21 protein-coding genes, 1 tRNA gene and 1 pseudogene are annotated in these 23,215 nt (G+C 72.0%); 13 read left to right on the forward strand and 10 right to left on the reverse strand.

Annotated features, from left to right (window positions below; all coding sequences use genetic code 11):
• Positions 1–6: 6 nt before the first annotated feature.
• Positions 7–2,427 carry a phosphoketolase family protein gene (locus ACK8GG_RS20840; protein WP_440350227.1) on the reverse strand — a complete coding sequence of 807 codons (2,421 nt, stop codon included), beginning with the start codon at positions 2,425–2,427 and terminating at the stop codon, positions 7–9.
• Positions 2,428–2,499: 72 nt separating this feature from the next.
• Entirely contained in the window at positions 2,500–3,387 is an 888-nt protein-coding gene (locus tag ACK8GG_RS20845; protein ID WP_440350228.1) for a universal stress protein, read from the reverse strand.
• Positions 3,388–3,585: 198 nt separating this feature from the next.
• Between ACK8GG_RS20845 and ACK8GG_RS20850 the strand changes: the two genes are divergently transcribed.
• The 4 genes from ACK8GG_RS20850 (at position 3,586) to ACK8GG_RS20865 (ending at position 7,965) form a co-directional block, all read left to right on the forward strand.
• Complete coding sequence (locus tag ACK8GG_RS20850) at positions 3,586–4,581, forward strand: diacylglycerol/lipid kinase family protein (protein WP_440350332.1); 996 nt, start codon at positions 3,586–3,588, stop codon at positions 4,579–4,581.
• The gene (locus ACK8GG_RS20855; protein WP_440357056.1) at positions 4,574–5,566 is read left to right on the forward strand and encodes a YihY/virulence factor BrkB family protein; all 993 of its coding nucleotides are present in this window, start codon (positions 4,574–4,576) and stop codon (positions 5,564–5,566) included. The genes ACK8GG_RS20850 and ACK8GG_RS20855 overlap by 8 nt, the downstream gene beginning before the upstream one ends.
• Before the next feature lie 101 nt (positions 5,567–5,667).
• A complete protein-coding gene (locus tag ACK8GG_RS20860; protein WP_440357057.1) occupies positions 5,668–7,158 on the forward strand; it encodes a phosphatase PAP2 family protein in 1,491 nt (496 codons plus the stop codon).
• A gap of 12 nt (positions 7,159–7,170) precedes the next feature.
• A complete protein-coding gene (locus ACK8GG_RS20865) occupies positions 7,171–7,965 on the forward strand; it encodes an endonuclease/exonuclease/phosphatase family protein (protein WP_440357058.1) in 795 nt (264 codons plus the stop codon).
• 142 nt (positions 7,966–8,107) lie between these two features.
• On the opposite strand, the gene ACK8GG_RS20870 is transcribed toward ACK8GG_RS20865, so the two are convergent.
• On the reverse strand, positions 8,108–8,947 hold the full coding sequence (locus tag ACK8GG_RS20870; protein WP_440357059.1) for an alpha/beta fold hydrolase: 840 nt from the start codon (positions 8,945–8,947) through the stop codon (positions 8,108–8,110).
• Positions 8,944–9,906 (reverse strand): TIGR03557 family F420-dependent LLM class oxidoreductase, encoded by a 963-nt coding sequence (locus tag ACK8GG_RS20875; RefSeq protein WP_440357070.1) that lies wholly within the window; start codon positions 9,904–9,906, stop codon positions 8,944–8,946. Before ACK8GG_RS20875 ends, ACK8GG_RS20870 begins: the two co-directional genes overlap by 4 nt.
• 197 nt (positions 9,907–10,103) lie before the next feature.
• Here ACK8GG_RS20875 and ACK8GG_RS20880 point away from each other — a divergent pair, with 197 nt between their 5' ends.
• Positions 10,104–11,072, forward strand: a complete 969-nt coding sequence (locus tag ACK8GG_RS20880; RefSeq protein ID WP_440357060.1) for a sporulation protein — start codon at positions 10,104–10,106, stop codon at positions 11,070–11,072.
• A gap of 131 nt (positions 11,073–11,203) precedes the next feature.
• Here ACK8GG_RS20880 and ACK8GG_RS20885 read toward each other — a convergent pair whose 3' ends face one another.
• Positions 11,204–11,611: a hypothetical protein gene (locus ACK8GG_RS20885; RefSeq protein WP_440350234.1), complete on the reverse strand. Its 408-nt coding sequence runs from the start codon at positions 11,609–11,611 to the stop codon at positions 11,204–11,206.
• A gap of 256 nt (positions 11,612–11,867) precedes the next feature.
• Between ACK8GG_RS20885 and ACK8GG_RS20890 the strand changes: the two genes are divergently transcribed.
• Complete coding sequence (locus tag ACK8GG_RS20890; RefSeq protein WP_440353638.1) at positions 11,868–12,305, forward strand: hypothetical protein; 438 nt, start codon at positions 11,868–11,870, stop codon at positions 12,303–12,305.
• 124 nt (positions 12,306–12,429) lie between these two features.
• Here the strand turns inward: ACK8GG_RS20890 and ACK8GG_RS20895 are convergent, their stop codons facing one another.
• Together ACK8GG_RS20895 and ACK8GG_RS20900 are read right to left on the reverse strand one after the other, a co-directional pair.
• Positions 12,430–14,754 carry a HelD family protein gene (locus tag ACK8GG_RS20895; RefSeq protein WP_440357061.1) on the reverse strand — a complete coding sequence of 775 codons (2,325 nt, stop codon included), beginning with the start codon at positions 14,752–14,754 and terminating at the stop codon, positions 12,430–12,432.
• Positions 14,755–14,898: 144 nt separating this feature from the next.
• The gene (locus tag ACK8GG_RS20900; RefSeq protein ID WP_440357062.1) at positions 14,899–16,428 is read right to left on the reverse strand and encodes a tetratricopeptide repeat protein; all 1,530 of its coding nucleotides are present in this window, start codon (positions 16,426–16,428) and stop codon (positions 14,899–14,901) included.
• Between the two features lie 97 nt (positions 16,429–16,525).
• Here ACK8GG_RS20900 and ACK8GG_RS20905 point away from each other — a divergent pair, with 97 nt between their 5' ends.
• Entirely contained in the window at positions 16,526–17,404 is an 879-nt protein-coding gene (locus tag ACK8GG_RS20905; RefSeq protein ID WP_440357063.1) for a hypothetical protein, read from the forward strand.
• An 18-nt stretch (positions 17,405–17,422) separates the two neighbouring features.
• Here ACK8GG_RS20905 and ACK8GG_RS20910 read toward each other — a convergent pair whose 3' ends face one another.
• Positions 17,423–17,602, reverse strand: coding sequence for a DUF4236 domain-containing protein (locus tag ACK8GG_RS20910; RefSeq protein WP_440350239.1), 180 nt, complete (start codon positions 17,600–17,602; stop codon positions 17,423–17,425).
• Positions 17,603–17,793: 191 nt separating this feature from the next.
• On the opposite strand from ACK8GG_RS20910, the gene ACK8GG_RS20915 reads away from it, so the two are divergent.
• Positions 17,794–18,369 carry a flavin reductase family protein gene (locus ACK8GG_RS20915; protein ID WP_440357064.1) on the forward strand — a complete coding sequence of 192 codons (576 nt, stop codon included), beginning with the start codon at positions 17,794–17,796 and terminating at the stop codon, positions 18,367–18,369.
• Between the two features lie 84 nt (positions 18,370–18,453).
• Here ACK8GG_RS20915 and ACK8GG_RS20920 read toward each other — a convergent pair whose 3' ends face one another.
• Positions 18,454–19,332: a helix-turn-helix transcriptional regulator gene (locus ACK8GG_RS20920; RefSeq protein ID WP_440357065.1), complete on the reverse strand. Its 879-nt coding sequence runs from the start codon at positions 19,330–19,332 to the stop codon at positions 18,454–18,456.
• Positions 19,333–19,464: 132 nt separating this feature from the next.
• Here ACK8GG_RS20920 and ACK8GG_RS20925 point away from each other — a divergent pair, with 132 nt between their 5' ends.
• Entirely contained in the window at positions 19,465–20,241 is a 777-nt protein-coding gene (locus ACK8GG_RS20925) for a glucose 1-dehydrogenase (RefSeq protein WP_440357066.1), read from the forward strand.
• Positions 20,242–20,455: 214 nt separating this feature from the next.
• Here the strand turns inward: ACK8GG_RS20925 and ACK8GG_RS20930 are convergent, their stop codons facing one another.
• The gene (locus ACK8GG_RS20930) at positions 20,456–20,887 is read right to left on the reverse strand and encodes an SsgA family sporulation/cell division regulator (RefSeq protein WP_440350243.1); all 432 of its coding nucleotides are present in this window, start codon (positions 20,885–20,887) and stop codon (positions 20,456–20,458) included.
• Positions 20,888–21,160: 273 nt separating this feature from the next.
• Here ACK8GG_RS20930 and ACK8GG_RS20935 point away from each other — a divergent pair, with 273 nt between their 5' ends.
• From ACK8GG_RS20935 to ACK8GG_RS20950, 4 genes and pseudogenes are all read left to right on the forward strand, one after another.
• Positions 21,161–21,730: a TIGR02611 family protein gene (locus tag ACK8GG_RS20935; RefSeq protein WP_440357067.1), complete on the forward strand. Its 570-nt coding sequence runs from the start codon at positions 21,161–21,163 to the stop codon at positions 21,728–21,730.
• 49 nt (positions 21,731–21,779) lie between these two features.
• Positions 21,780–21,851, forward strand: a tRNA-Val gene (locus ACK8GG_RS20940).
• Positions 21,852–22,085: 234 nt separating this feature from the next.
• Entirely contained in the window at positions 22,086–22,847 is a 762-nt protein-coding gene (locus ACK8GG_RS20945; protein WP_440357068.1) for a DUF8817 family protein, read from the forward strand.
• Between the two features lie 182 nt (positions 22,848–23,029).
• A pseudogene (locus tag ACK8GG_RS20950) lies at positions 23,030–23,215 on the forward strand (Appr-1-p processing protein); the annotation flags it as partial.

Consider the following 23,215-nt stretch of genomic DNA (forward strand, 5'->3'; position numbering starts at 1 on the left):
CCCCTTTCAGGCGTTGGTGGGGGAGGTGGGACGAGCCCAGCGCCATTCCGCCACCTGTGGCGCGTCTTCACCGTATCGCCTGGTGTAGTCCCGGCACTCGTGCCGGGCGTCGACCATCTCCTGCCGCAGATGTGCGCAACGCTCACCGAGCCCGGGCACACGATCGATCACGTCGATCACCAGGTGGTACCGGTCCAGGTCGTTGAGCATCACCATGTCGAAGGGCGTGGTGGTGGTGCCCTCCTCCTTGTAGCCGCGCACGTGCAGGTTGCGGTGGTTGGCCCGCCGGTACGTCAGCCGGTGGATCAGCGACGGATACCCGTGGTACGCGAAGACGATCGGCTTGTCGCGGGTGAAGAGGTTGTCGAACTCGCGGTCGGGCATGCCGTGCGGATGCTCGCTCTCCGGCTGCAGGCGCATCAGGTCCACGACGTTGACGACGCGTACCTTGAGCTCCGGCAGGTGCTCGTGGAGCAGGTCGGCGGCGGCGAGCGTCTCCAGGGTGGGGATGTCGCCGGCGCAGCCGAGCACCACGTCGGGCTCCTGCCCGTTGTCACTGCTGGCCCACTGCCAGATGCCCAGGCCGCGGGCGCAGTGCTGCACCGCCTGCTCCATGTCGAGCCAGTTCGGCATGGGTTGCTTGCCGGCGACCACCACGTTGATGTAGTGCCGGCTGCGCAGGCAGTGGTCCATCGTGGAGAGCAGCGTGTTGCCGTCCGGCGGCAGATAGACCCGGACGATTTCGGCCTTCTTGTTGACCACGTGGTCGATGAAGCCGGGATCCTGGTGGGAGAAGCCGTTGTGGTCCTGGCGCCAGGTGTGGCTGGAGAGCAGGTAGTTCAGCGATGCGAGCGGGCGCCGCCACGGGATGGTCCGGGTGACCTTGAGCCACTTGGCGTGCTGGTTGACCATCGAGTCGACGATGTGGATGAACGCCTCGTAGCTGGTGAACAGCCCGTGCCGGCCGGTGAGCAGGTAACCCTCGAGCCAGCCCTGGCACAGGTGCTCCGAGAGCACCTCCATCACCCGGCCCTCGGGGGCGATGTGGTCGTCGGTCACCTCCCGCTGCGCCATGAATGCCCGGTCGGTGACGTCGAAGACGGCGCCGAGCCGGTTGGAGGCGACCTCGTCCGGGCCGAAGAGCCGGAACTGCTCGGGGTTGGCGACGATGACGTCACGCAACCAGGGACCGAGGGCGGCGGTCGCCCCGGCCGCGATCGAACCGGGGGCTTCCACCGGGACCGCGTAGTCGCGGAAGTCCGGCAGCCGCAGGCTGTTGAGGACGGCGCCGCCGTTGGTGCTGGGGTTGGCGCTCATCCGCTTGGTGCTCGACGGCGCGGTCTGCAGCAGCTGTGCCGTCGGCGCCCCGGTGATCTCGAAGAGCTCCTCCGGCCGGTAGCTGCGCATCCACGCCTCCAGCGCGGCCAGCTGCTCCGGGTCGTCGCGGACGTCGCTCAGCGGCACCTGGTGCGCGCGGAAGCTCCCCTCCACCGGGCGGCCGTGGACCTCCGCCGGTCCGCTCCAGCCCTTCGCCGACCGAAGAATGATCATGGGCCAGCGGGGCCGCGAGGTGTCCTTTTCGATGCGCGCCCGCCGCTGGATCTCGGCGATCTCGTCCAGCACGGTGTCCAGGGTGCCCGCCAGCATCTGGTGCACCTGCGCCGGATCGATCCCTTCGGCCCGGCCCTCGGCATCGGCGGCGTCGACGACGTACGGCTCGTAGCCGAAGCCGCGCATCATCGCCTTGAGGTCCTCCAGCGGGATGCGGGCCAGCACCGTCGGGTTGGCGATCTTGTACCCGTTGAGGTGCAGGATCGGCAGGACCGCGCCGTCGCGTACCGGATTGAGGAAGACGTTGGAGAGCCAGCTGCCCGCCAGCGGGCCGGTCTCGGCCTCGCCGTCACCGATCACACAGGCCACGATCTGGTCGGGGTTGTCCAGCGCCGCGCCGTAGGCGTGCATCAGCGAGTAGCCCAGCTCGCCCCCCTCGTGAATGGAGCCGGGCACCTCGGCGGCGACGTGGCTGGGAATTCCGCCGGGGAAGGAGAACTGGCGGAAGAGCTGGCGCATGCCGGGCTCGTCGCGGCTGACCGAGGGGTAGACCTGGCTGTAGGTCCCCTCCAGCCAGGTGTTCGCCACGATCGCCGGGCCGCCGTGCCCCGGGCCGGTGATGTAGATGATGTTGAGGTCGCGCTGGATGATCTCGCGGTTGAGGTGGGCGTAGATCAGGCTCAGGCCGGGGCTGGTGCCCCAGTGGCCGAGCAGCCGCGGCTTGATGTGCTCCGGCTTCAGCGGCTCCTTCAGCAGCGGGTTGTCGAGCAGGTAGATCTGTCCGACGGTCAGATAGTTCGCCGCCCGCCAGTAGGCGTCGATCAGGCGTACTTCCTCTTCGGTGAGTGGCATCTGCCGCTCGAGTACGGTCTCCATCCGACTGAGCCTCTCCTAGTGGCCGGTCACCCGCATCCCGACCCTCTTGCGGATGGGAGGCAGGTCCGGGTGTCAGGACCGGGTCCTGGTCGTTTCGTTCTGGTATCTGCTGCCCACCGCACTGACCCGCCGGCCCCGCACGATCAGGACCGGCGCGCGGGAGTGGTAGAGGACCGTCTGGCTCACCTCGCCGAGCATTCCCCGGCTGGGCTGGGACCCGCGAGGGCCCACCAGCACCAACTGCGCCTCCTCTGCCGCGGCCAGCAGTTCCGGTCCCGGTTCCCCGGTCAGGATCCGTTGCTCGATCGGCACATCCGGATAATCGGGTTGGAGCCGCTCGACCACCACGCGGAGTTCGTCCAGCCGGATGCCCTCGCGCCGGTCCTGCTCCCACTCCTGGTCGCGCACCTGCACCGCCACGACCGACGCGTGCTGGTACGAGGCCACCTCCACCGCCCAGGCCAGTGCCAGTTCCGACATGTGCGAGCCGTCCACACCGACCAGAAGCGGCGCGTCGGCCGGCGGCGGCTCCGGGCGTACCACCAGCACCGGGCAGGCGGCCCGGGACGCGACCTGGACCGTCAGGGAGTCCCACGGGACCACCTCGGAGATGTCGTTGCGCCGCCCGCCGAGAACCACCGCCGTGGCGTACTCGGCGTTGCGGGTCAGCGCGACAACCGCCGATCCCTGCACGAGTTCGGTCTCCACGTCGATCTCGGGAGCGACCTCGCGAACCGCCTGCACCGCGCGCTCCATGAGCCCGTTCAGGTCGGCAGCGGACCAGGCGACGTCTCCGTCGGCGCCCGGGGTGCCCACCCAGTTGAAGGCGTGCACCAGCCGCATCCGCCGGTGCTGGGCGGTGATCTGGCGGGTGGCGTTGCGGAGGGCGGCGAAGCTGAGTTCGGAATCGTCGATGCCGACGATGACGGGTACCTCGACAGGGGCCACGAGCTCCCGCACGCGGCATCACCTCCACACGTCCGCATCCGGTCGGGCGCGGAGTCTCCGCCCAAATCGTAAACCGGGGCGGGGGTCGTCAAGGCCGCTTCGCAAGGTCCGCTCCCGGCGGGCCGTGCCCGCTTCCCGAGGTCAAACCTGCGCGGGCTGCCAGAAAGCTCACCGTCCGCCGGCTCGCCGCCGGGTGCGTCTTGCTGCACACTGACCGCCGTGGAGCAGCCGTGGGAGAGGCCGGGCCTGCGCTCGGCAGTCGTGATCAATCCGGTGAAGATCATCGATGTGGACGCCTTGCGGCGCATCGTCGACGACACCCTCGGCGCGGTGGGCTGGCCGGAGCCGCTCTGGTTCACCACCACCGCCGAGGACCCGGGCCGCGGCCAGACCCGGCAGGCGGTCGAGGCCGGTGTCGAGGTGGTCTTCGTCTGCGGCGGCGACGGCACCGTCCGCTCCTGCCTGAGTGCCCTCACCGGCACCGACGTGGCGCTCGCCGTACTGCCGACCGGCACCGGCAACCTCCTCGCCGCCAACCTCGGGCTCTCCAACGACCTCGCCGCCGGTATCGAGGTGGCCATCGAGCGGGGCCGTCGCCGCCTCGACGTGGGACGCGTCGGCGACGACGTCTTCGCGGTGATGGCCGGGATGGGCTTCGACGCCCAGATGCTCGGCTCCACCTCCGAGATCACCAAGGCCCGGATCGGCTGGCCGGCGTACGTCGTCGGCGCGCTGCGGCATCTGCGCGGCCGGCCGATGCGGGTCAGCATCCGCATCGACGACGCCCCGCCGCTGCACCGGCGCGCCCGGTCGGTGCTGGTCGCCAACGTCGGCCGGCTACAGGGCGGCGTGCGGCTGCTGGCCGACGCCGAACCCGACGACGGCCACCTCGACGTGGCGGTGCTGACGCCGCGGACCCTGCGGCACTGGCTCGCCCTGGGCTGGGCGGTGCTGCGCCGGCGCCGCCGGGTACCCAACATGGAGGTCTTCCGCGGCCGTCGCGTCGAGATCGTCAGCAACCGGGCGCAGCCCCGCGAGCTCGACGGCGACCTGATCACACCCGGCCGGAAGCTGGTCGCCGAGGTCGTCCCGCAGGCGTTCTGGCTCTGCGTGCCGCGCCCGGCGCACGCACCCGACCTGGCCGCCGACGCCGACGCCGTCGCCGAGCGGGGTGACGAGCTGGTGGACGAGGTCAGCGGTGAGTAGCACCCGGACGGTGCCGGAGACCCGGTGCATGTCCGACGAGGAACTCTCCGCCGACGACGCCTGGCGGGTGCTGCGCCGCCACGGCGGCTGGCGGCTGCTGAGCGACTCCTTCGTACGGTTCCGCTACGGCGACGGATTCAGCCACTCCCGCGCGTTCGCGTTCCAGCTCTGCCTGGCGGTGGTGCCGTTCCTGATCGCCTTCAGCGGCCTGATCACCGACCTCGGCGCCGACGAGGGCGGCAAGGTCCTCGCCGAGACGATGCTGGCCCTCACCCCCGGCGCCAGTGAGCAGATCGTCGCCGACCTGCTCACCGGCAGCGAGCAGGTCGGCGAGCTCGCCCTCTTCTTCGGTCTGCTGACCGGTCTCTGGGCGCTGACCACCACCATGGCGCAGATCGAGCGGGGCGCCAACCGGATCTACGGGGTGGAGCGCGACCGCCCGGCGCTGCGCAAGTACCTGCGCGCCGCGGCGCTGACCGTGGCGGCCGGCCTGCCGGCGCTCGGCGGTTTCGTGATGCTGGTCGGCGGCGGTGCGCTCGGCGACGCGGTGCAGCGCCACTACGCCTGGGGCCGGCTCGTCGAGGAGCTCTGGGACGCCGTGCGCTGGCCGATGAGCGTCGTGCTGACCGTGCTGGCCGTGGCGGTGCTCTTCCGGCACGCGCCCCGCCGGCGGCAGCCGGGGTTGTCCTGGCTGGTCTTCGGCGCGGGTATCGCCACCGGGCTCTGGTGGCTGGCCACCCTGCTGCTCGCCGCGTACGTCAAGGTCAGCGACAGCTTCGGGCAGACCTACGGCGCGCTGACCGGGATCGTGGCGCTGCTGCTCTGGGCCAACCTCACCGGCATCGCGCTCTTCGCCGGGCTCTCCTTCGCCGCGCAGCTCGAGGCGCTGCGCATCGGCCGGCCGGAGCCGGCCCAGCCGGACCTCTGGTCGCCGGTGGGCGCCGGTTCTCTGGAGTCCGACACCGGGGAGATGACCAGCCTCTGAGCCGCCGCCCGGCCCGTCGCCGGGTGCGGACGTCCCGTATCGGCGTGTGCCGCGGTCCCGCATCGGGTACTGCCTCCCGGCGACGACAAGGGAGGCAGTACGTGGAGAAGGAACCGAGGGCGCCGGGGCGGCCGCTGGGGCGTTTCGCCGAGCGGAGCCTGGCCGGGCTGATCGTGCTGCTCGCCTGCGGTACGGGCGCGGGCACGCTGCTCCTGCTGGTGCGCGGCGAGTGGGGACCCCTGCACGACCTCGACCACGGGGTGGTCGTCGCTCTGAACGCGCTCGTGGCCGACAACGACGTGCTGGTGACGGTCCTCAACTTCATCACCGACCTCGGTGCCCGGCTGGTGCTGACGTGCGTGACCGCGGTCGCCGTCGTCACGCTGCTGATCCGCCGGCAGGGTCGCCTCGCCGTCTATCTGATCGTCACCGGCCTCGGGTCGCTGGCCATCGGCCCCGTGCTCAAGCTGCTGGTGGGGCGGCTGCGCCCGGTTGTCGAGGTGCCCCTGACCGGGTTCAGCGGCAACAGCTTCCCCAGCGGCCACGCGCTCGGCGCGACGGTCACCTACGGTTCGCTGCTGCTGGTCTTCCTCCCGGCGATCGCGCCGCGGTGGCGCAAGCCGGCGATCGCGCTGGTGGCGCTGCTGGTCACCGCCATCGGGCTCACCCGCATCCTGCTCGGCGCGCACTTCGTCTCCGACGTCGTCGCCGGCTGGCTGCTCGGCGTGGCCTGGCTGGTGATCACCGCGTACGCGTTCCGGCTCTGGCGGCGGGAGCGGGGCCGGCCGGTGGGGGAGCTGACCGACGGGCTTGAACCCGAGGCCGCGCCGGAGGTCAGCCCGGCGCCGGACGAGGAGCGGATGCTGGAGCACCCGCGGGCCGCGATCGCCGAGCTGGCCACCGGCTGGGTGCTGATCGCGGGGGTGCTCTTCGGGTTCGGCCTGCTCGTCACCGACTACGCCGATGGCACGTTCCTGGGGTTGCTCGACCGGGAGGTGCCCCTCTGGTTCGCCGCCAACGGCACCCCGTTCTGGGACGACGTGAGCTGGTGGGCGAGCAAGATCGGCGACACCGGGTCGATCATGCTGGTCGGGGTGCTGTTCTGCCCCTTGCTGCTGGCGGTCTGGCGGCGCTGGCGCCCGGTGTTCTTCCTGGTCGCCACGATGCTCGGAGAGCTGAGCCTCTTTCTGCTCAGCACCCGCACCGTGGGGCGGCACCGGCCGCCGGTGGAGAACCTGGACGGGGCGATGCCGACGTCGAGCTTCCCCTCCGGCCACGTCGCCGCCACGCTCTGCCTCTACGTCGCCATCGCGATCCTGGTCTTTCCGCGTACCGATCGCTGGTGGCGGTGGATCAGCGTGCTGGCCGCGGTGCTGCTGCCGCTGGCGGTGGCGGCCTCGCGGCTGTACCGGGGAATGCACCACCCGGCCGACGTCATCGGTTCGATTCTGCTCACGCTGCTCTGGGTCGGGCTGCTCTACTGGGTGGTGCGGCCCAACGCGGACCTCGACCAGGGCAACCGTCCCGCCCTGGAGTCCGAGGAGGTGGGTCGCCTCGACGACGAGCTGATCGAGGCCGGGCGGGCCGGCTGACCGGGAGGTGCGATGCTGCGGGTGATGACCTGGAACATCCGTACCGGTGGCGAGGACCGGGGGGATCCGCAGCGGCTGGAACGTGTCGTCGAGGTGGTCCGGGAACAGCGCCCCGACCTGCTCGCGCTGCAGGAGCTGCGCAACTTCCGCCGGGCCGGCCGGCTGGAACGTTTCGCCGAGGCGGTCGGGCTGCGGCCGTACCTGGCCCGGTCGTCGTTCGGGCAGCCGGTCGCGGTGCTGGTCCGTCCGCCCGGCCGGGCCGTCGTGGCGGCGCCGGTGCGCCGGCCGTTCCATCACGCCGCGCAGCGCGTCGTGGTCCCCACCGACGCGGGCGACCTGACGGTGATCGGCACGCACCTGCACCCGTTCTCGGGTGGGCGGCGCCGCCGCGAGGCGGGCTGGCTCGCCGCGGCGGTCCGGGCGGCAGGGGAGCGGGTGCTGCTGATGGGCGATCTGAACTCCCTGGACCCGTGGACCGATCACGCCGAGCGGGTGGGCAGCCTTGCGCCCCGCTACCGCGGCCGGCACCTCGACGGCGGACGGGTCGACACCCGGGCCGTCGCGCGACTGCACGACGAAGCGGGGCTGCAGGACCTCTACCTGACCGCCGGGCCGCCCGGGGAGGGCTGCACGGTCCCCACGTCGCACGGCGGCGCCGAGTTCACCGCGATGCGCCTCGACTACCTCCTCGGCACGCCCGCGGTCGCGGCGTCGACCCGCTTCTGCGGGGTGCTGCGCGGCGGTCGGGCCGAATCGGCTTCGGACCACTACCCGGTCAGCGCCGAACTCGACCTGAACTTCGCCTGACGCCCGCCGCCCGTGCCCTCAGAGCAGCAGGTTCAGCCCGACGGTCAGCAGCACCGAGGCGAGCAGCGAGAAGAGGATCATCAGCAGGCAGCCGAGGCCGCCGCCGAGCGGACGGACCTCCACATTTCCGAAACGCATCGTCTCACCTGATTCTTGTGGGTTGGAGGAAGGCGCGCACCGCGGCGGCCGTTTCGGCGGCAGCCGAGGTCACCACGTTGTGCGCCACGCCGGGCACGGTCACCACCCGGGCGTCGGGGACGATCCGGCCCAGCTCGGCGCGCCAGGCCGGTGGCACCAGCGGATCCCGCCCGCCGGTGAGGATCAGGGTGGGGCAGTCGAGGCGCAGCAGGTCGACCTCGATCGGATGGGCGGTGGCCAGCTCCAGGGTCCGGTGGACCCGGGCCGGCCCGGCATCCCACACGTCGCGCAGCAGGATCGGGACCTGCAGCAGCGGTTCCCGGGGCGCGTCCCGCAGGAACCGGCGGAACTGCCCCCACGGCGTCCGGGCGCGCGGGTCGGCGATGGCGCCGGCGAGCACCAGCGCGCCCACCGTCCCGGGGTGGCGGGCCGCGAGCGCCGCGGCCACCTCCGCGCCGAAGGAATGCCCCAGCACGCAGACCCCGCCCAGCCCGTACGCCCCCAGCCAGGCCGCCAGATGGTCGGCGTGCCGGTGGGCGTCGTAGACGGTGCGGGGTGCGCCGCTGAGCCCGAAGCCCGGCAGGTCCGGCACGTAGACGTCGTGGTCGACGGCGAGGGCGCTCGCCAGCGGGCTGAGATAGCGGTGCGAGACGGCCAGGCCGTGCACCAGCAGCACCGGCGGCCGGGATGTCCCGGCGTTACTGCCTCGGCGGCAGTGGGTGCTGATGCCGTCGACGAGCCGCCATTCGCTGACCAGGCCGCCGGCGGGGGCGGGGGCGGCCATCGACAGCCGCAGCCCTCGCAGACCGAGGCGTCCCCGGTCGGCGGTGCCGCGCGGGCTCACAGCTCCCGCAGGCGCGGCAGGAGTTCCGCGGCGGCCTCGTCCAGGAAGCGGCGCTGACCGTCGCCGCCGATCTGGACCAGCGCGACGTGGGTGAAGCCCGCGTCGGCGAACTTCTTGACCGCCGCCACGTGCGCGTCGAGGTCCGGTCCGCAGGAGATCGCCGAGGCGACGTCGTCGGGCCGGACGAACTGGCTGGCCCGTTCGAACGCGGCCGGGTCGGGCAGGTTGGCGTTGACCGGCCAGCCGAGGCCGAACCAGCGGAACTGGTCGTGGGCGATGCGGGCGCACTCGTCGGCGTCCGGGCCGTAGCAGATAGCCACCTGGCCGTAGCGGGGCTTGCCGCTGCCGCCGGCCGCGTCGTAGCGGCTGACCAGCTCCGGCAGCGGGTCGGTGGCGATCAGTCCGTCGCCGTAGGAGGCGGCCAGCTGCACCGAGGCCGGGCCGGAGGCCGCCAGCGCCATCGGCACCGGACGGTCGGGGCGGTCCCAGAGGTACGCGTCGGGGACGTCGAAGTGGTTGCCGGAGTAGGTCAGCGGATCGCCGTCCAGCAGCGGCCGGATGATCTGCAGCGCCTCCTCGAACATCTCGTGCCGCTGCTCGACGTGCGGCCAGCCGCCGACGACGTGCTCGTTGAGGTTCTCGCCGGCGCCGAGGCCGAGGGTGAACCGGCCGTCGGAGAGGACCCCGATGGTGGCGGCCTTCTGCGCGACAACGGCCGGGTGGTAGCGGCGGATCGGGCAGGTCACGAACGACATCAGCTGCGCCCGCGAGGTGACGTGCGCGATCGCGCCGAGCACCGACCAGGCGTACGGGGAGTGGCCCTGGGATTCCAGCCAGGGGCTGTAGTGGTCGGAGATCACCAGATGGTCGAAGCCGACCTCTTCCGCGCGTGCCGCGTACTCGATGAGTTCCTTCGGCCCGGACTGTTCGCACATCAGGGTGTAGCCGACCGCCACCATCGTCATGTCCTCCCGCAGGCTGATTGTGTCTGCGTGTACCCCGTACGGCACCGGTAAACCGCCGTGTGTCCGGCTTCGCCGCGCCGGGCGAGGGCTTCCGGACTCTCAGTCACTTCCCAGCCATGATCGTTAGGATCTGCGCCAGATTCGCACCGTCCTGGTTGGAAGGCGGTGCGCGAGTGCCGCGGGAGTGGTCGATGGTCTTCAAGAAGATGCTGGGTGCCCTCGGCGTGGGCGGCCCGAGTGTGGACACCGTGCTGTCCAACCCGAACACCCGCCCCGGGCTGATGCTCGACGGGCAGGTCAATCTCCGCGGCGGCGAGGTGCCGGCCGACATCGACAGCGTCACCGTCAGCCTGGTGACCCGTGTCGAGGTCGAGCAGGGCGGCAGCGAGTTCGGCGGCGTCTCGGAGTTCCACCGGCTGGTGGTCAGCGGGCCGTTCCACCTCGCCGCGAAGCAGCAGCTCGCCATCCCGTTCCAGCTGCCGATGCCGTGGGAGACCCCCGTCACCCACATGTACGGCCAGAGCCTCTACGGAATGACGATGGGGCTGCGTACGGAGCTGGCGGTGGCCCGGGCGATCGACAAGGGCGACCTGGACCCGGTGGCCGTGCACCCGCTGCCGGTGCAGGAGCGGATCCTGGAGGCCTTCTCGGCGCTGGGCTTCCGGTTCAAGGGCGCGGACCTGGAGCACGGCCGGCTCTACGGCGTGCAGCAGACGCTCCCCTTCTACCAGGAGATCGAGTACTACGCGGCGCCGCAGTACGCGGGGACGGTCAACGAGGTCGAGCTGACCTTCGTGGCGAACCCGGCCGGGGTGGACGTGATCCTGGAGTGTGACAAGCGCGGCGGCTTCTTCACCGGCGGCCAGGACACCATCGGCCGGTTCACGGTGTCGCACGCCGAGGCCGACCGGCAGGACTGGGTCGCGCTGGTGGACAGCTGGGTGCAGGCCACCACCTCCCGCTACGGCGCCCTGCGCGCCCAGCAGCCGGGCTACGGCGCACCCCAGGGTTACGGCGCCCCGCACGGTTATCAGCAGCGGCGTGGTCCCGGCATGGGCGGCGTCGTCGCGGGCGCGGCGCTGGGTGTCGTCGGCGGCATGGTCGCCGGCGAGATGCTGGAGGACGCCTTCGGCGGCGACGAGGGCTTCTTCGAGGAGTAGGCCCGGCGTGCCCGCGCCGTCGCGGGCAGGTGGCTGCTCCGACCAGGACTGACAGCGGCGGTGGTCGCCGGGTGAACCGGCGGCCACCGCCGCGTCGTGCTGCCGGGCGTCCCGTGGGGACGCCACCGGCGTCATCGCTTGCCCGAGCGTTCCTTAGCCGGACGCCAGGCGTTGCCGGCCTTGGCCAAGCCCCGGCTGACCAGGTACGCCAGCGTCAGCAGGGTGATGTACAGCCAGGCGGTGTTGGCCCGGAACGGGTCCACCCCGGTGGCGTCGGTGCCCACCAGCTCAGAGGCGAGCAGCACTGCGGCCACGGCGGCCAGGAAGATCCACAGCTCGGTGGTCCGGAACGCCGGAGCGGTCTCGGTCCCCGGCGACGGCATCGGATTGTTACGGCCGTCCGATACCACCTGCATGTGCTGGGTCTCCTGCATCGGCTGGACGTCCCGGACCGAAGGCCGGTCCTGCAGCCGAGTGTTGCTGTTGTTGCTCTCCCGCACCTGCCGGTTCTGGCGTGCGGATGCAGCCTGCGTGCTCATCTGTCCTCCCTCAAGGATTCGATGAGGCCCTCCCGGCCCCCGTTCCCGCGTTCCGGACGCGGCACGGTGTCGGCACTGCGCCGGTGGCACCGCCTGGCTACCCGGTGCCGATGCCCGAAAACCTCACCCGGCCTCCGCCGGCCCGCCCGCCCGCCGCATGCCTGTTGACCCGTTCACCTGCGATGCGGCCTGCGGCGTTTAGCGTGCGATGCCCCGGGCAGCCTGCGGCACGGACCGAGCAGTGAGGTGGTGCGAGATGGGCGGCAAACAGCCGACACCGGAGCAGTTGCGGCAGGCACGGGAGCGGATCGCCGGCTTCGACTACGGGCCCGGGGCGGTCGAGGAGGTCACCCTGCCCGAGGGCGACGAGTGGGGACACAGCGAAGAAATGGGACAGGACGGCCGTACGCCGCAGGTCGGCGCGGAGGTGCTGCGCGACGGTGGCCCGACGAACGGACGCGGCATGGTCACCACCACCGGCGGCGACGCCGAGCCGCCGCAGACCCGCCGTCCCCGCGTGACCGGGGCACACCCGGGCAAGGTGGCGCCGACCACCACCGGCGATGCCACCACCGGCGGGTTCGCGATCCCGGCCGGCGGTGCCACCAGTGACCAGTACACCGAGCCGGAGCAGGTCGTCGACCTCAGCGACGCCAGTGAACTGAGCGACCCGGGCGACCTGAGCGAACGCTGACCCGGCCCGGATCGAACGCTGATCCGGATCTTGAGCGAGTGCTGACCGCGGCCCGGACCGAGCGCCGGTCCGGGCCTTGAGCCTGACGCGGGCCTGACGGTGGCCGTCGGTCCAGCCGTGCGGGTCAGCGCCGGGCGGTGTCGGCGTCCACCCGCAGGATTCCGAGTCGCCGGGTCGCGCGGGTCAGCGCCACGTACAGGTCGTTGAGCCCGCGCGGCGAGTCCGCAACGATCTGCTCCGGGTCCAGCACCACGACCGTGTCGAACTCCAGCCCCTTGGCCTGGGCGACGGTGAGCACCACGAGCTGCCGGCGCAGCTCCGGGTCCGCGCCGAGCGCCGCCTCCGGCAGCCGGCGCTGAACGGCCGTGCCCAGCTCATCCACCCGGGAGGCCGGCACGACCACGCCGAGCCGGCCGTCGCCGACCGCCGCCGCCTCGGCCACCACCGCCTCGACCGCCTCGGCGGCGAACCGGGCGGGCGGCACCCGCCGGTCCCAGGGCTGCTCGCCGGTGCTCCGTACCGAGGAGGGGGGCGCAAGGAGCGGGTCGATCTCGGCCAGGACCCGGGCCGCCACGGCCATCACCTCGGCCGGGGTCCGGTAGCTGACGGTCAGCTCCGCGAGCCGCCACCGCTGATCCACGTACGGCTCCAGCACCTCGTGCCAGCCGGCGGTGCCGGCCAGCGCGCCGGTCTGCGCCACGTCGCCGACGAGGGTCATCGAGCGGCTCGGGCAGCGGCGCATCAGCAGCCGCCAGGCCATCGGCGACAGCTCCTGCGCCTCGTCGACGATCACGTGGCCGAAGGCCCAGCCGCGGTCGGCGGCGGCCCGTTCGGCGGCGGTGAGCTGCTCCTTGCGGTCCTGACGCGCCAGGATGCGCTCGGAGTCGAGCAGGTCCGCCACGCTGAGGATCTCGCCGCCGTCGGCCTCGTCCTCCACGTCGATGGAGCGGGAGCCGACGGCGATGTCCAGGACGCCCTCGGCGTACTCGAGGCGCCGGCGGCGCAGGTGTTCCTGCTGGGCGCGGTCGTCGCGCGGGCGCTCGCCGAGCAGCTCGGCCGCCTCGTCCAGCAGCGGGACGTCCGCCGGGCTCCAGCCGTCACCGGTGCGGTGCAGCAGCGCCTGCTCGTCGCGGGTGAGCAGCCCGTCGGCCGCCGCCGCGATGCGCTGCGGGGCGGCGAAGAGGTCGGCGAGCAGCCGCTGCGGGGTCAGCTCCGGCCAGAGCAGGTCGAGAGCGGCCCGTACGGCCGGTTCGGCACGCAGCTCCCGCCGGATCTCGGCGAGGTCCGCCTCCTCCAGCAGGTTCTCGCCGCCGAGCGGGTCGGCGCCGATGCGGTCGGCGGCCTGCCGGGCCAGGGCATGGACGATCTCGAGGTCGAAGCGTTCCCGGGCCAGGTTGTGCGGTTTGCCGGTGCGCCGGGCCAGGTCGCGGGCGGCCCGGCAGGTCTCGCGGTCGAGGCGGAGCGTGTCGGAGTCCACCTCGATCTCCAGCGCCTCGTCGGGGACCTCCTGCCGGTCGCGTACCGCGGCGGCCAGCATCTCGACCATGCGGGCGCGCCCCTTGATCCCGGCCGTCTCGGCCGCCTCGGCGCGGCCGGCGACAACGCCGGGGAAGAGGGTCGCCGGGGTACGCAGCAGCACGCCGGTCTCGGCCAGCGTCGGGAGCACGTCGGAGATGTAGCGCAGGAACGTCTCGTTCGGCCCGACCAGCAGCACACCCCGGGTGGCGAGCTCACGACGGTGGTTGTAGAGCAGGTACGCCGCCCGGTGCAGCGCGACCGCGGTCTTACCGGTGCCCGGTCCGCCCTGCACGACCAGCACTCCGCCGAGTTCGGCGCGGATCACCTCGTCCTGCTCGGCCTGGATGGTCTCGACGATGTCGCTCATCCGGCCGGTCCGGTCGGCGTTCAGGGCCGCCAGCAGCGGGGCCTCGCCGACCAGCCCCGGGTGGGTGGAGGGTTCGGCGGTGCCGAGGTCGAGCACCTCGTCGTTGACGGCGACGACCTGCCGCTCGCGGGTGCGCAGGTGCCGGCGGCGCCGTACGTCCTGCGGGTTGGCGGCGGTCGCCAGGTAGAAGGGACGGGCGGCCGGCGCGCGCCAGTCGATCAGCAGCGGCTCGGCCGCGTCGTCGTCAAGCAGGCCGATGCGCCCGATGTAGCGGCGGGTGCCGTCGGTGATGTCGAGCCGGCCGAAGCAGAGCCCATTCTCGACGGCGTCGTAGCGCTGCAGTTGTTCGGTGTACATCAGTACCGCGCTCTCGCGCTGCGAACGCTCCTGCGGCGTGCCGCCGCGGGACCGCAGCGCGTCGGCCACCCGCTGCGCCGCCTGCGCGCGCACCCCGTCGAGGCGTCCGTAGAGCGCACCGACGTACGCCTGCTCGGCGGCGATCTCGTCGGCCTCGGCGCCGGCGTGGGTGTCCGCGACCGCGCCCGCGCCCGACTGCTTTGACAAAGCATCTCCCCATCGGATAGAATGGAATGCAGAACGGCAATTATTGCCGTTCTTTTTTGTTTGTCCGAATGTTCGAAGATAGCGCGCGCCGGGCGACTGCACAAACACGAAATAGCGATCTACCGCCCCGGGGTGACGTGTGTGTCATTCCCGGTCGGTGCAGACCGGCGTGGCGGCGCCGACCAGGGTCGGCGAGTAGGCCACGGCCACCCGGAAGCAGAAGTCGGCGGCGGGGTCGAGGCCGTGCACGACGTACTCGCCGGTGCCGGCGGGCAGCTGCTCGAAGGCCCGCAGTGGCTGGCCGCGCAGCCCACCGGAGATGATCACCGGGCTCTCGGCCCCGGCGGGGTAGCTCCACGTCAGCGCCAGGCTCGCCCCGTCGTCACGAAGGGTCACATTCGCCGGCGGTGAGCCGGGGGAGGCCGGGGGTGCCGCGGTCGGCTGGGGCGCTGTTGTCGGCGGCGCCTCGCCGGTGAGATCCGGCTCCGGCGCGGTCGCGCTCGGTGCGGCCGGCCCGCCGGCCTGGTCGACGTCGCCGAACCCGCTGATCACCGCCGCGACCCCGAGCACGACGATCACGACCCCGGCGAGGATGAACGCCATCCGGTCCGGCCGCCCGGCCGGCGCGCCGCCGGTGACGAGCTGCACCCGGCGCCGGATGGGCGCGGCGAAGCGGCGCTGGGCGGGTGCGGCGAAGGGGCGCGGGCGGCGCGCGTCCGGACCGGACCGCGGCCGAGGCGGGACGCGCCGCCCGGCGGGTGGCGGCTGCGCCGGCGTCGGCGGGACCCCGGGGGTCGCCGCGGGCTCCGGATCGGACGTCGTGGTCGTCCGTGCCGGCCCGGTCGGCTCCGCCCGGCCCGCTGCCTCGCCGGCGAAGCCCTGGCCCGGTACCGCCGTGCCCCCCGAACGGTCCCGATTCGCTGCCGCGCCGCCTCCGGCTGATGCGGCGCTCGGAGTGCTGTCGGCGGGGGAGTCCTGGCACTGGTGCCCCGGATCGGCGGCGCCCTCGGCGAGCGCGGCGATCTGCGCGACGAGCGGGTCGTCGGGACGCAGGTGCTGGCGGCACAGCTCTCGGGCCAGGGCGAGATTCTCGCCGGCCTCGACGGGCCGGCCGCAGTCGCGCTGCATCGCACCGAGCCGGGCCAGCATCCGCAGCCCGTTGCGGTGCCCGTCGCCGTAGACCTCGCGATGCAGCTCCCAGGCCTCGGCGAGCCGGCTGCGGGCGGCCGCGCAGTCCCCGGCGGCGTGCTCGACCCGGGCCAGGTCGGCGTGGGCGGCCAGCACCCGCAGCGATTCCGGCCCATCGCCGGCGGTCAGCTCGGTGATGACGTACCGGTAGAGCTCCGCGGCCCGGTCGAGTTCCGTGCCCCGGCCGAGGATCGCCGCGAGGGCCGCCGCCGCCGAAACGGTCCGCGAATCCTGCGGGCCGTGCAGCCGGGACGTCGCCGTGTACGCGAACTCCGCCCAGCCGCGGGCGTTGTCGGTCTCGCCCAGTGCGGCGAGCACCGCGGCGTAGACGGCGCCGGTCTGCGCCAGGTCCGCGTCGGCCTCCTCGGCCGACAGCAGTGGGGTGTCGGCCAGCGCGGCGGAGAGAAGCTGATGGGCACCGTGCAGGTCGCCGGTGCTCGCCAGCTGCTGCGCGTGGGCGGTGACCTCACCGAGACCGGATGCCATACCTCATCGTGGTCGCATCGACACGTGCAGTACAACCCCCTGGGTGGTCGTGTCGTACCGGCTGTCGCGACCCTGGTAGAACCGGGGAGTGGATCCGTTGAGTGAATTCCTGGGCCGGCTGGCCGCACGGCAACTCGAGGCGTGGGCGCCGACGGCGCTGCGGCGCTCGCGCCGGGCAACTTTCGTGCAGACGTACGACGGCCCCGACGGTGGGGTGGCCGATATGGCGCTGCGCGGGCTGACGGCCGTCGCGCACACCGTCCGGGGTGGTCAGTTCTCGGTGGTGGTGGTCGCTCCGGCCGGGGATCCCGGGCTGGCCGCGCGGCTCGGCGCGGTCGAGGCCGAACTGCCCCGGGAGGTCGCCGTGCACGCGCTGCCCGGTGATGCCGGGCTGCTCCCGGTGGCGCTCAAGGCCGCCGGTGCCGCGGGCGCGCCGACCTTCGCCTTTGTCGTGGCGGCGCAGGAGCCGCCGCGCGCGGTGCTCGCCGCCGCTGCCGCGGGTCGCCCCGCCGATCTGCTGCTCTGCTCGGCGGCCGGCGAGCCGGGGCTGCGCGGCGCGCTGGAGTCGGCGGGCTTCACCCTGGTCAACGTGGTGGAGGTGCTGATCGGCGGGCACCCGTACGGGCTGGCGTTCGGCACCGGTTCGGAGCGGAGCCTGACGGCCTTCAAGGAGGCGCTCTGGTCGGTGCCGCACCCGGAAGGGCTGCGATACCGGGAGCCGGCCGAGCGCGGTGGCGGGCCGATCGACGCCCCGGAGGGCGCGCCGGAGGTGCTGCGGCAGGAGGTGCTGACTCAGCTTGGCGCGGCCGGGGGTGCGCTCACCGTCAACGACCTGCGCCGGCACGTGCTGACCCACGGCGGGTACCGTCCGGTCGACCTGCTGGCGGTCGTCGCCGATCTGCACGACGCCGGCGTGGTGACCCACGATCGCGACGACGGGCGGATCGGCGGCGACACGACGATCAGGATCGCCTGACGGCACCCGCGCCGGGGGTCATCGCCGGGACTTGTCCTGCTTCCAGGAGAGCGGGCCGGGCAGGTCGACCCGGTGCGCCCGGGTCCGGGAGTTCCAGGACCACTTGCCGATCCGCAGGCTCCAGGAGGAGAAGCCGTTCTCGGTGAAGTTCAGCACCACGGGCCCGTACTTCTTGCGCTTGCGGAACATGAGACCCATCGGGGTGCTCCCTTCGTCACATTCCCATTTCTCGACGGTCGAAAGATGCCCTCCTGGGGTGTTCGGCAAACGCGACGTACGACGCTTGTCGGGTGACCGGTTCGGGTACGGCAGCGGTCATCGGGTACACAGGTAGGCCGAGAGCGGTTCATCGCGGCCGTTAGGCCGGTGGGACGAGTGAAGGGACCCCGATGGTGGCACGGCCCGATCAGCCCGACGCGGCGCGGCAGCCAGAGCTGCGCCCGGTCGACGCGGATCTGTTCCGCGCGGTCTTCCGGCGTCAGGCGTCGACGGTCAGTGTCGTCACCGCCGCGGGCGCCGGCGATTCCGAACTGCCGGCCGTCGGTCTGACCGCCACCTCCTTCACCTCGGTCTCCCTGCAGCCGCCGCTGGTCTCCTTCTGCCTGAGCCGCCGTTCCTCCTGCTGGCCGACGATCGAACGCGCCGAGCACCTGGCGGTGCACCTGCTGGGCGAGGGGCAGGAGGAGGTATCCCGGACCTTTGCCACCCCGGGCGTCGACCGGCTGGCCCGGCACGGGCAGTGGCACACCGGCCCGTACGGGGTGCCGTTGCTCGACCGGGCGCTGGGCCGGCTGGTCTGCCGGACCGTGCAGCATGTCCCGGCCGGCGATCACGTGGTGGTGATCGCCGAGCCGTTGCTGGTGGGTGTCGGCGCCGAGACTCGCCCGCTCGTCTACCACCAGGGCCGGTACACGACCGTGGCTGCGACGCCGGGCGCCGAGGCCGCGCTGCGCACAGTGGCCTGACCGGCCGCGCAGGCAGCGACCGGATACGGCAGCGCGGCGTAGGGCGGCAGTGACCGGTGCGGGCTGCACCTGGAGCGGTGTGGGTCAGCCGTGGCGCGGGCGGGGCAGCGGGGCGGCGTCGGCCCAGCGCTGGTAGCCGTCGCTGCGGAAGGCGCCCGGGCTCCAGCCGGTCTCACGGGTGAAGAAGCGACCGAAGTTGGTCGGTTCGGTGAATCCGAGCCGACGGCCGATCAGCGTGATCGGGTCGTCGGTGGCGGCCAGCAGCCGCATCGCCTCCAGCGCCACCCGGTCGTCGATGACCTGCTTGGCGCTGCGGCCGGTCGTCGCCAGACAGGCCCGGGTGAGCGTACGCACGGAGCAGCCGATGCGGGCGGCGTAGTCCTCGACCCGCCGGGTGCGCATGTAGCTGCACTCGACCTCCTCCCGCAGCCGGTCGAAGGTGGCCTGCTCCACTTCGGAGCCGGTCCGGTCCGGCCCGGGCTGCAGCGCCAGGCGCAGCAGCAGGACGGCGAGCGCGTGCCGCAGCAGTTCCCGTGCCGGCCCGTGGTCGTGGCGTCGTGCGGCATCGACGGTGAGCTGGGTGATCTCGGTGACGACGGCGTCCTCGTCGGCGCCGGTGAGTTGCCAGTGGACCCGGTCGCCCGCCTCGGGCAGGCGCGCGTCGAGCAGTCCCGCCGGCCAGCTCACCAGGGTGGCGTCGAGCCGGGCGCCCCGGGCCCGCCACACCTGGCCGGGGCGCAGCCGCAGCACGCTGCCGGGCCGGCCGGGATACCGCCGGAAGTCGACCTCCACGGCGCCGTGCCCGGCGGTGACGAGCAGCAGCAGGTGCGTGCGCAGGCGTACCGGTCTCGGTGTCCGGGTCGCGGCGGTGAGGTCGCGCAGGCGGCCCACATCGACGGCGGTCTCGGCGGAGCCGGAATCCCCGCAGGTGACCGCGGCGAGGGGGTGACCGGTGAGGACCATCGTGCCGACGGTATCGGTGCCGAGCCGGACTCGCAGCCCGGCGGGGGTTGTCCGGCCCTGCCTAGCAGCGCTAGTTTACGGCGGACAGCGGGTTGGGAGGGTTTCCGCCCGCGCGGCTGTGAAGGGGTGCAAATGCCGGATCTGTTCTCCGTGCAGGGCAAGACCGTGCTGGTCACCGGCGGTTCCCGCGGAATCGGCCTGATGATCGCAGAGGCGTTCGTCGAGGCCGGCGCGCGCGTGATCATCTCGTCGCGGAAGGCCGGCGTCTGCCACGAGGTCGCCGAAAGATTGTCGGCGAAAGGGCAGTGTGAGGCGATTCCGGCCGACCTCTCCGACTCCGCCGGCGCCGACACGCTGGCGGCGGCGGTCAACGAACGACTCGGTTCGCTGGACGTGCTCGTCAACAACGCCGGGGCGACCTGGGGCGCACCGCTGGCGGAGTACCCCGAGGCGGCCTTCGACAAGCTCTGGGCGGTGAACGTCAAGGCGATCTTCCGTCTGACCACGCAGCTGCTGCCGGCGCTGCGCAAGGCCGCCGACGCCGAGGACCCGGCCCGCGTGATCAACATCGGTTCGGTGGACGGGATCCGCGTCCCCTCGATGGAGGTCTACGCCTATTCGGCCACCAAGTCCGCGGTGCACATGCTGACCCGGTCGCTGGCCCACCAGCTGGCGCGCGAGCACATCACCGTCAACGCGATCGCCCCCGGCCCCTTCGAGAGCAAGATGATGGCTTTCGCCCTCGACAGCCCCGAGATCCGCGCGGCGATCGAGGACGAGGTGCCGCTCGGGCGCATCGGCCGTCCGGAGGACATGGGCGGTACGGCCATCTACCTGGCGTCCCGTGCCGGGGCGTACCTGACCGGGGCGATCATCCCTGTCGACGGCGGCATGACCACCCACGGCTGACCCCGCGGGCGGCGGCCGGCCGCAGGCGCCGGCCCGACCCTGGCGGTCCGGCCGCGGCGCCCGGCCTGACAGCGCTTCCGTCGACAGCGCTCCCGCCGCTCGGCGACCGCCGGTCCATTACGCGACGTGCCGCCATGTGGCCCCGGCAGAGGGCACATGGCGGCACGTGTGGCGTTGGTGCGGTCGTTCCGGTCGGTGTCGTGCGTGCGGTGACTCAGCGGTCGGCGAGCAGCCGCGTGACCGCGGTGTCGACGTCGAGGTGCTGGGCCTCGTGCCCGCGCGGCACCACGACGTAGGTGCGCCGCAGGAAGCGCACCAGGACGCTGCGCGGCACCTCGAACAGGGCGTTGCCGTCCGGCGACGACAGGGCCAGGGCGACGAAGTCGCCGCGCGGGGTGGCCCAGGGCCAGACCCGCACATCCCCGATCCCCGCCGGTTCGTCCAGGCCGGTCACCAGCAGCTCTCGCGCGAAGGACCAGCTCACCGCCTCGCCGCCGGCCGATTCGGCATGAAACAGGACGTGAACCGCGTACGGGTCACTCGGGTCGTAGCGCAGACTTGCCCGCACCGGCAGAGCGGTGGCGTCTGGCGCGACGAGCCGTAGCGACGTCTCGACCTCGACGGTCGTTGGTCGGATGACACTCATGGACGTTCTCCCCCCGGCACCGCTGCGGAACCCTCGCTCCGCCTTCCCCATACTCGGGTGCCTCCCGATGGCTACGCTCCGCCATACGCTGACTTCACCCAGTAGTGGGACACTCGGCCAAAACGCCACGCGAATTCTCGAATTCGCGTAAACTATCCGTTTTGTCCAGGTAGCAGGATCCCGTCTGGCGTCGGGTGGTTCAGACGTCGACTCACTCCGGTAACGTTCAGTGGTCCCAGCAAGTGACGGGGTTTGAGGAGACTGGCGGAGGAAATGGTGTCAAAACTCTCCTCGGCGGAGCCGCGCGCTCCAAAGGTGCAACCAGGTGAAACGGTCGAATCAGCCACAGATCGGGAGACTTTGATGCCGGGAGATGAAAAGCGCTCCCGCAATGGCGCCGAGACCGATGTGAAACGCGACTCCGCAACCACATCCGTGATTGCCCGCAAGCGCAAGCGCGGCAAATTGCGAACGGCCCTCGACCTGATCCGGGCCAACCCGACCGGCCGCGTAGCACTGCGGATCTTCATCTCGGTTGCCGGCGCCCTCGTCGTCGCCGTCGGAGTCGTCCTCATCCCGCTGCCCGGACCGGGCTGGCTGCTGGTCATCGCCGGCCTCGCCATCTGGGGCGTGGAGTTCCACTGGGCCAAGCGGTTGCTCGGCTTCACCCGCCGCAACGTCCAACGCTGGACCCGCTGGATCGGCGCCCAGATCTGGCCGGTCCGCCTCGCCGTCGGCGCCGTCGGCCTGGTCTTCGTCAGCTTGGTCGTCTGGCTCTCGCTCAAGTACAGCTTCGGCATCGACGTGATCGCCGAGGCGCTGCACTACATCGCCACGCACTGACCCGGATGTGCGCAGGGCCGAGACGATCAGGTAGAGTCATGCGCGCTGAGGGCGATTAGCTCAGTGGGAGAGCGCTTCGTTCACACCGAAGAGGTCGCTGGTTCGATACCAGCATCGCCCACGCAGGTCAAAGGCCACTTCCCGGCTTCGGGAGGTGGCCTTTCTGCTCTCGTGCAGCAGCTTTGTCAGCGGTTCCGTCAGCACCGCGTGAGTCACCGAGGTGCCGAAGCCCTCGCGCGGCACGGGCCGGCGCGACGGTCCACCTCCGGTACGTTCGTGCAGGCGATCGTCGCCTTCTGTCGTGGACGGGGGCGGTCTGCAGTCGCCTGTCTTGTCGACAGATGAGGTGCTGACGATGCTTGACGAAAGTGTTCAGCCCAACGAGACCACCGTGCCGATGCTGCCTTGTGTCGCACCGGAGGAAACCCTGGCATTCTGGCGCGCCCTGGGCTTCGCCGTGACCTACGAACAGACGAAGCCCTACCTGTACCTGGCGTTCCGGTGGCGCGGATTCGACCTGCACTACGGGCGCGCGCCGGGCAACCTGCAACCATCGGAGAACACCGGTGGATGCCTGGTCATGGTTGACACGGTCGCGCCGTACCACGCAGCGTTCACCGAGGCGATGCGCCGCACGTACGGAAAGGTGCTTGCCAAAGGGCTGCCTCGGATCACGCGGTACCGGCCCGGCGCCTCACGGTTCACCGTAACGGACCCGTCGGGAAACTCGATCATCTGCATTCAGCGGGACGAGCCGGCGGAGCTGGAGTACGGCGGTTCCAAGCAACTGCAAGGGCTTGCCCGGGTTCTGGACAACGCGCGGATCCTGCGCGACTTCAAGAACGACGACCTGGCCTCTTTCCGAGCGCTCAACTCGGGACTGCGCCGCTACGGCGACGCTGCACCGGCTGTGCAACAGGCGGCGGTGCTGGCCGTGCTCATCGAACTGTCGATGGCCTTGGAAAAGCCGGAACGGGTGCCGGAGTGGGGTGCCAGGCTCCGCCAACTAGACCTGACCACGGCGGAGCGTGCTGAGGCCGAGTCCGCGGTTGCCGATCCCACGCTGCTTGAGCCGTGGATGCCCGCCACGCCCCGAGAGGGCGGCAGAGACTCTTGATTTGATCTATGTCTTGCATCCGGGTCGGAGGCGTAGTCCTGGCGACGGCGCGGTCAGCCGGACTCATCGGAGTCACGCCGCGCCGATCGTCATGAACTGTTCCGGGCTGGGGCGCGCGGGAGCTGGCCGAACGGTTCCTCCGCTAGGCCGCCGTGTCCTACGCGCGTGGCATGCTCGCGGGCATGCTTCCGTTGAAGACCATCAAGGGCGATGCGACGAGTCCACAGGCGAAAGGCCGGAAGGTCATAGCGCACATCTGCAACGACCTTGGTGGTTGGGGCAAGGGCTTCGTTCTGGCGATCTCGCGCCGGTGGCCGGAACCGGAACGTGACTACCGCGCCTGGCACCGTGGCCGTGCGGGCAACGAC

It is taken from the genome of Melissospora conviva, assembly GCF_049523535.1.
GTDB lineage: Bacteria > Actinomycetota > Actinomycetes > Mycobacteriales > Micromonosporaceae > Melissospora > Melissospora conviva.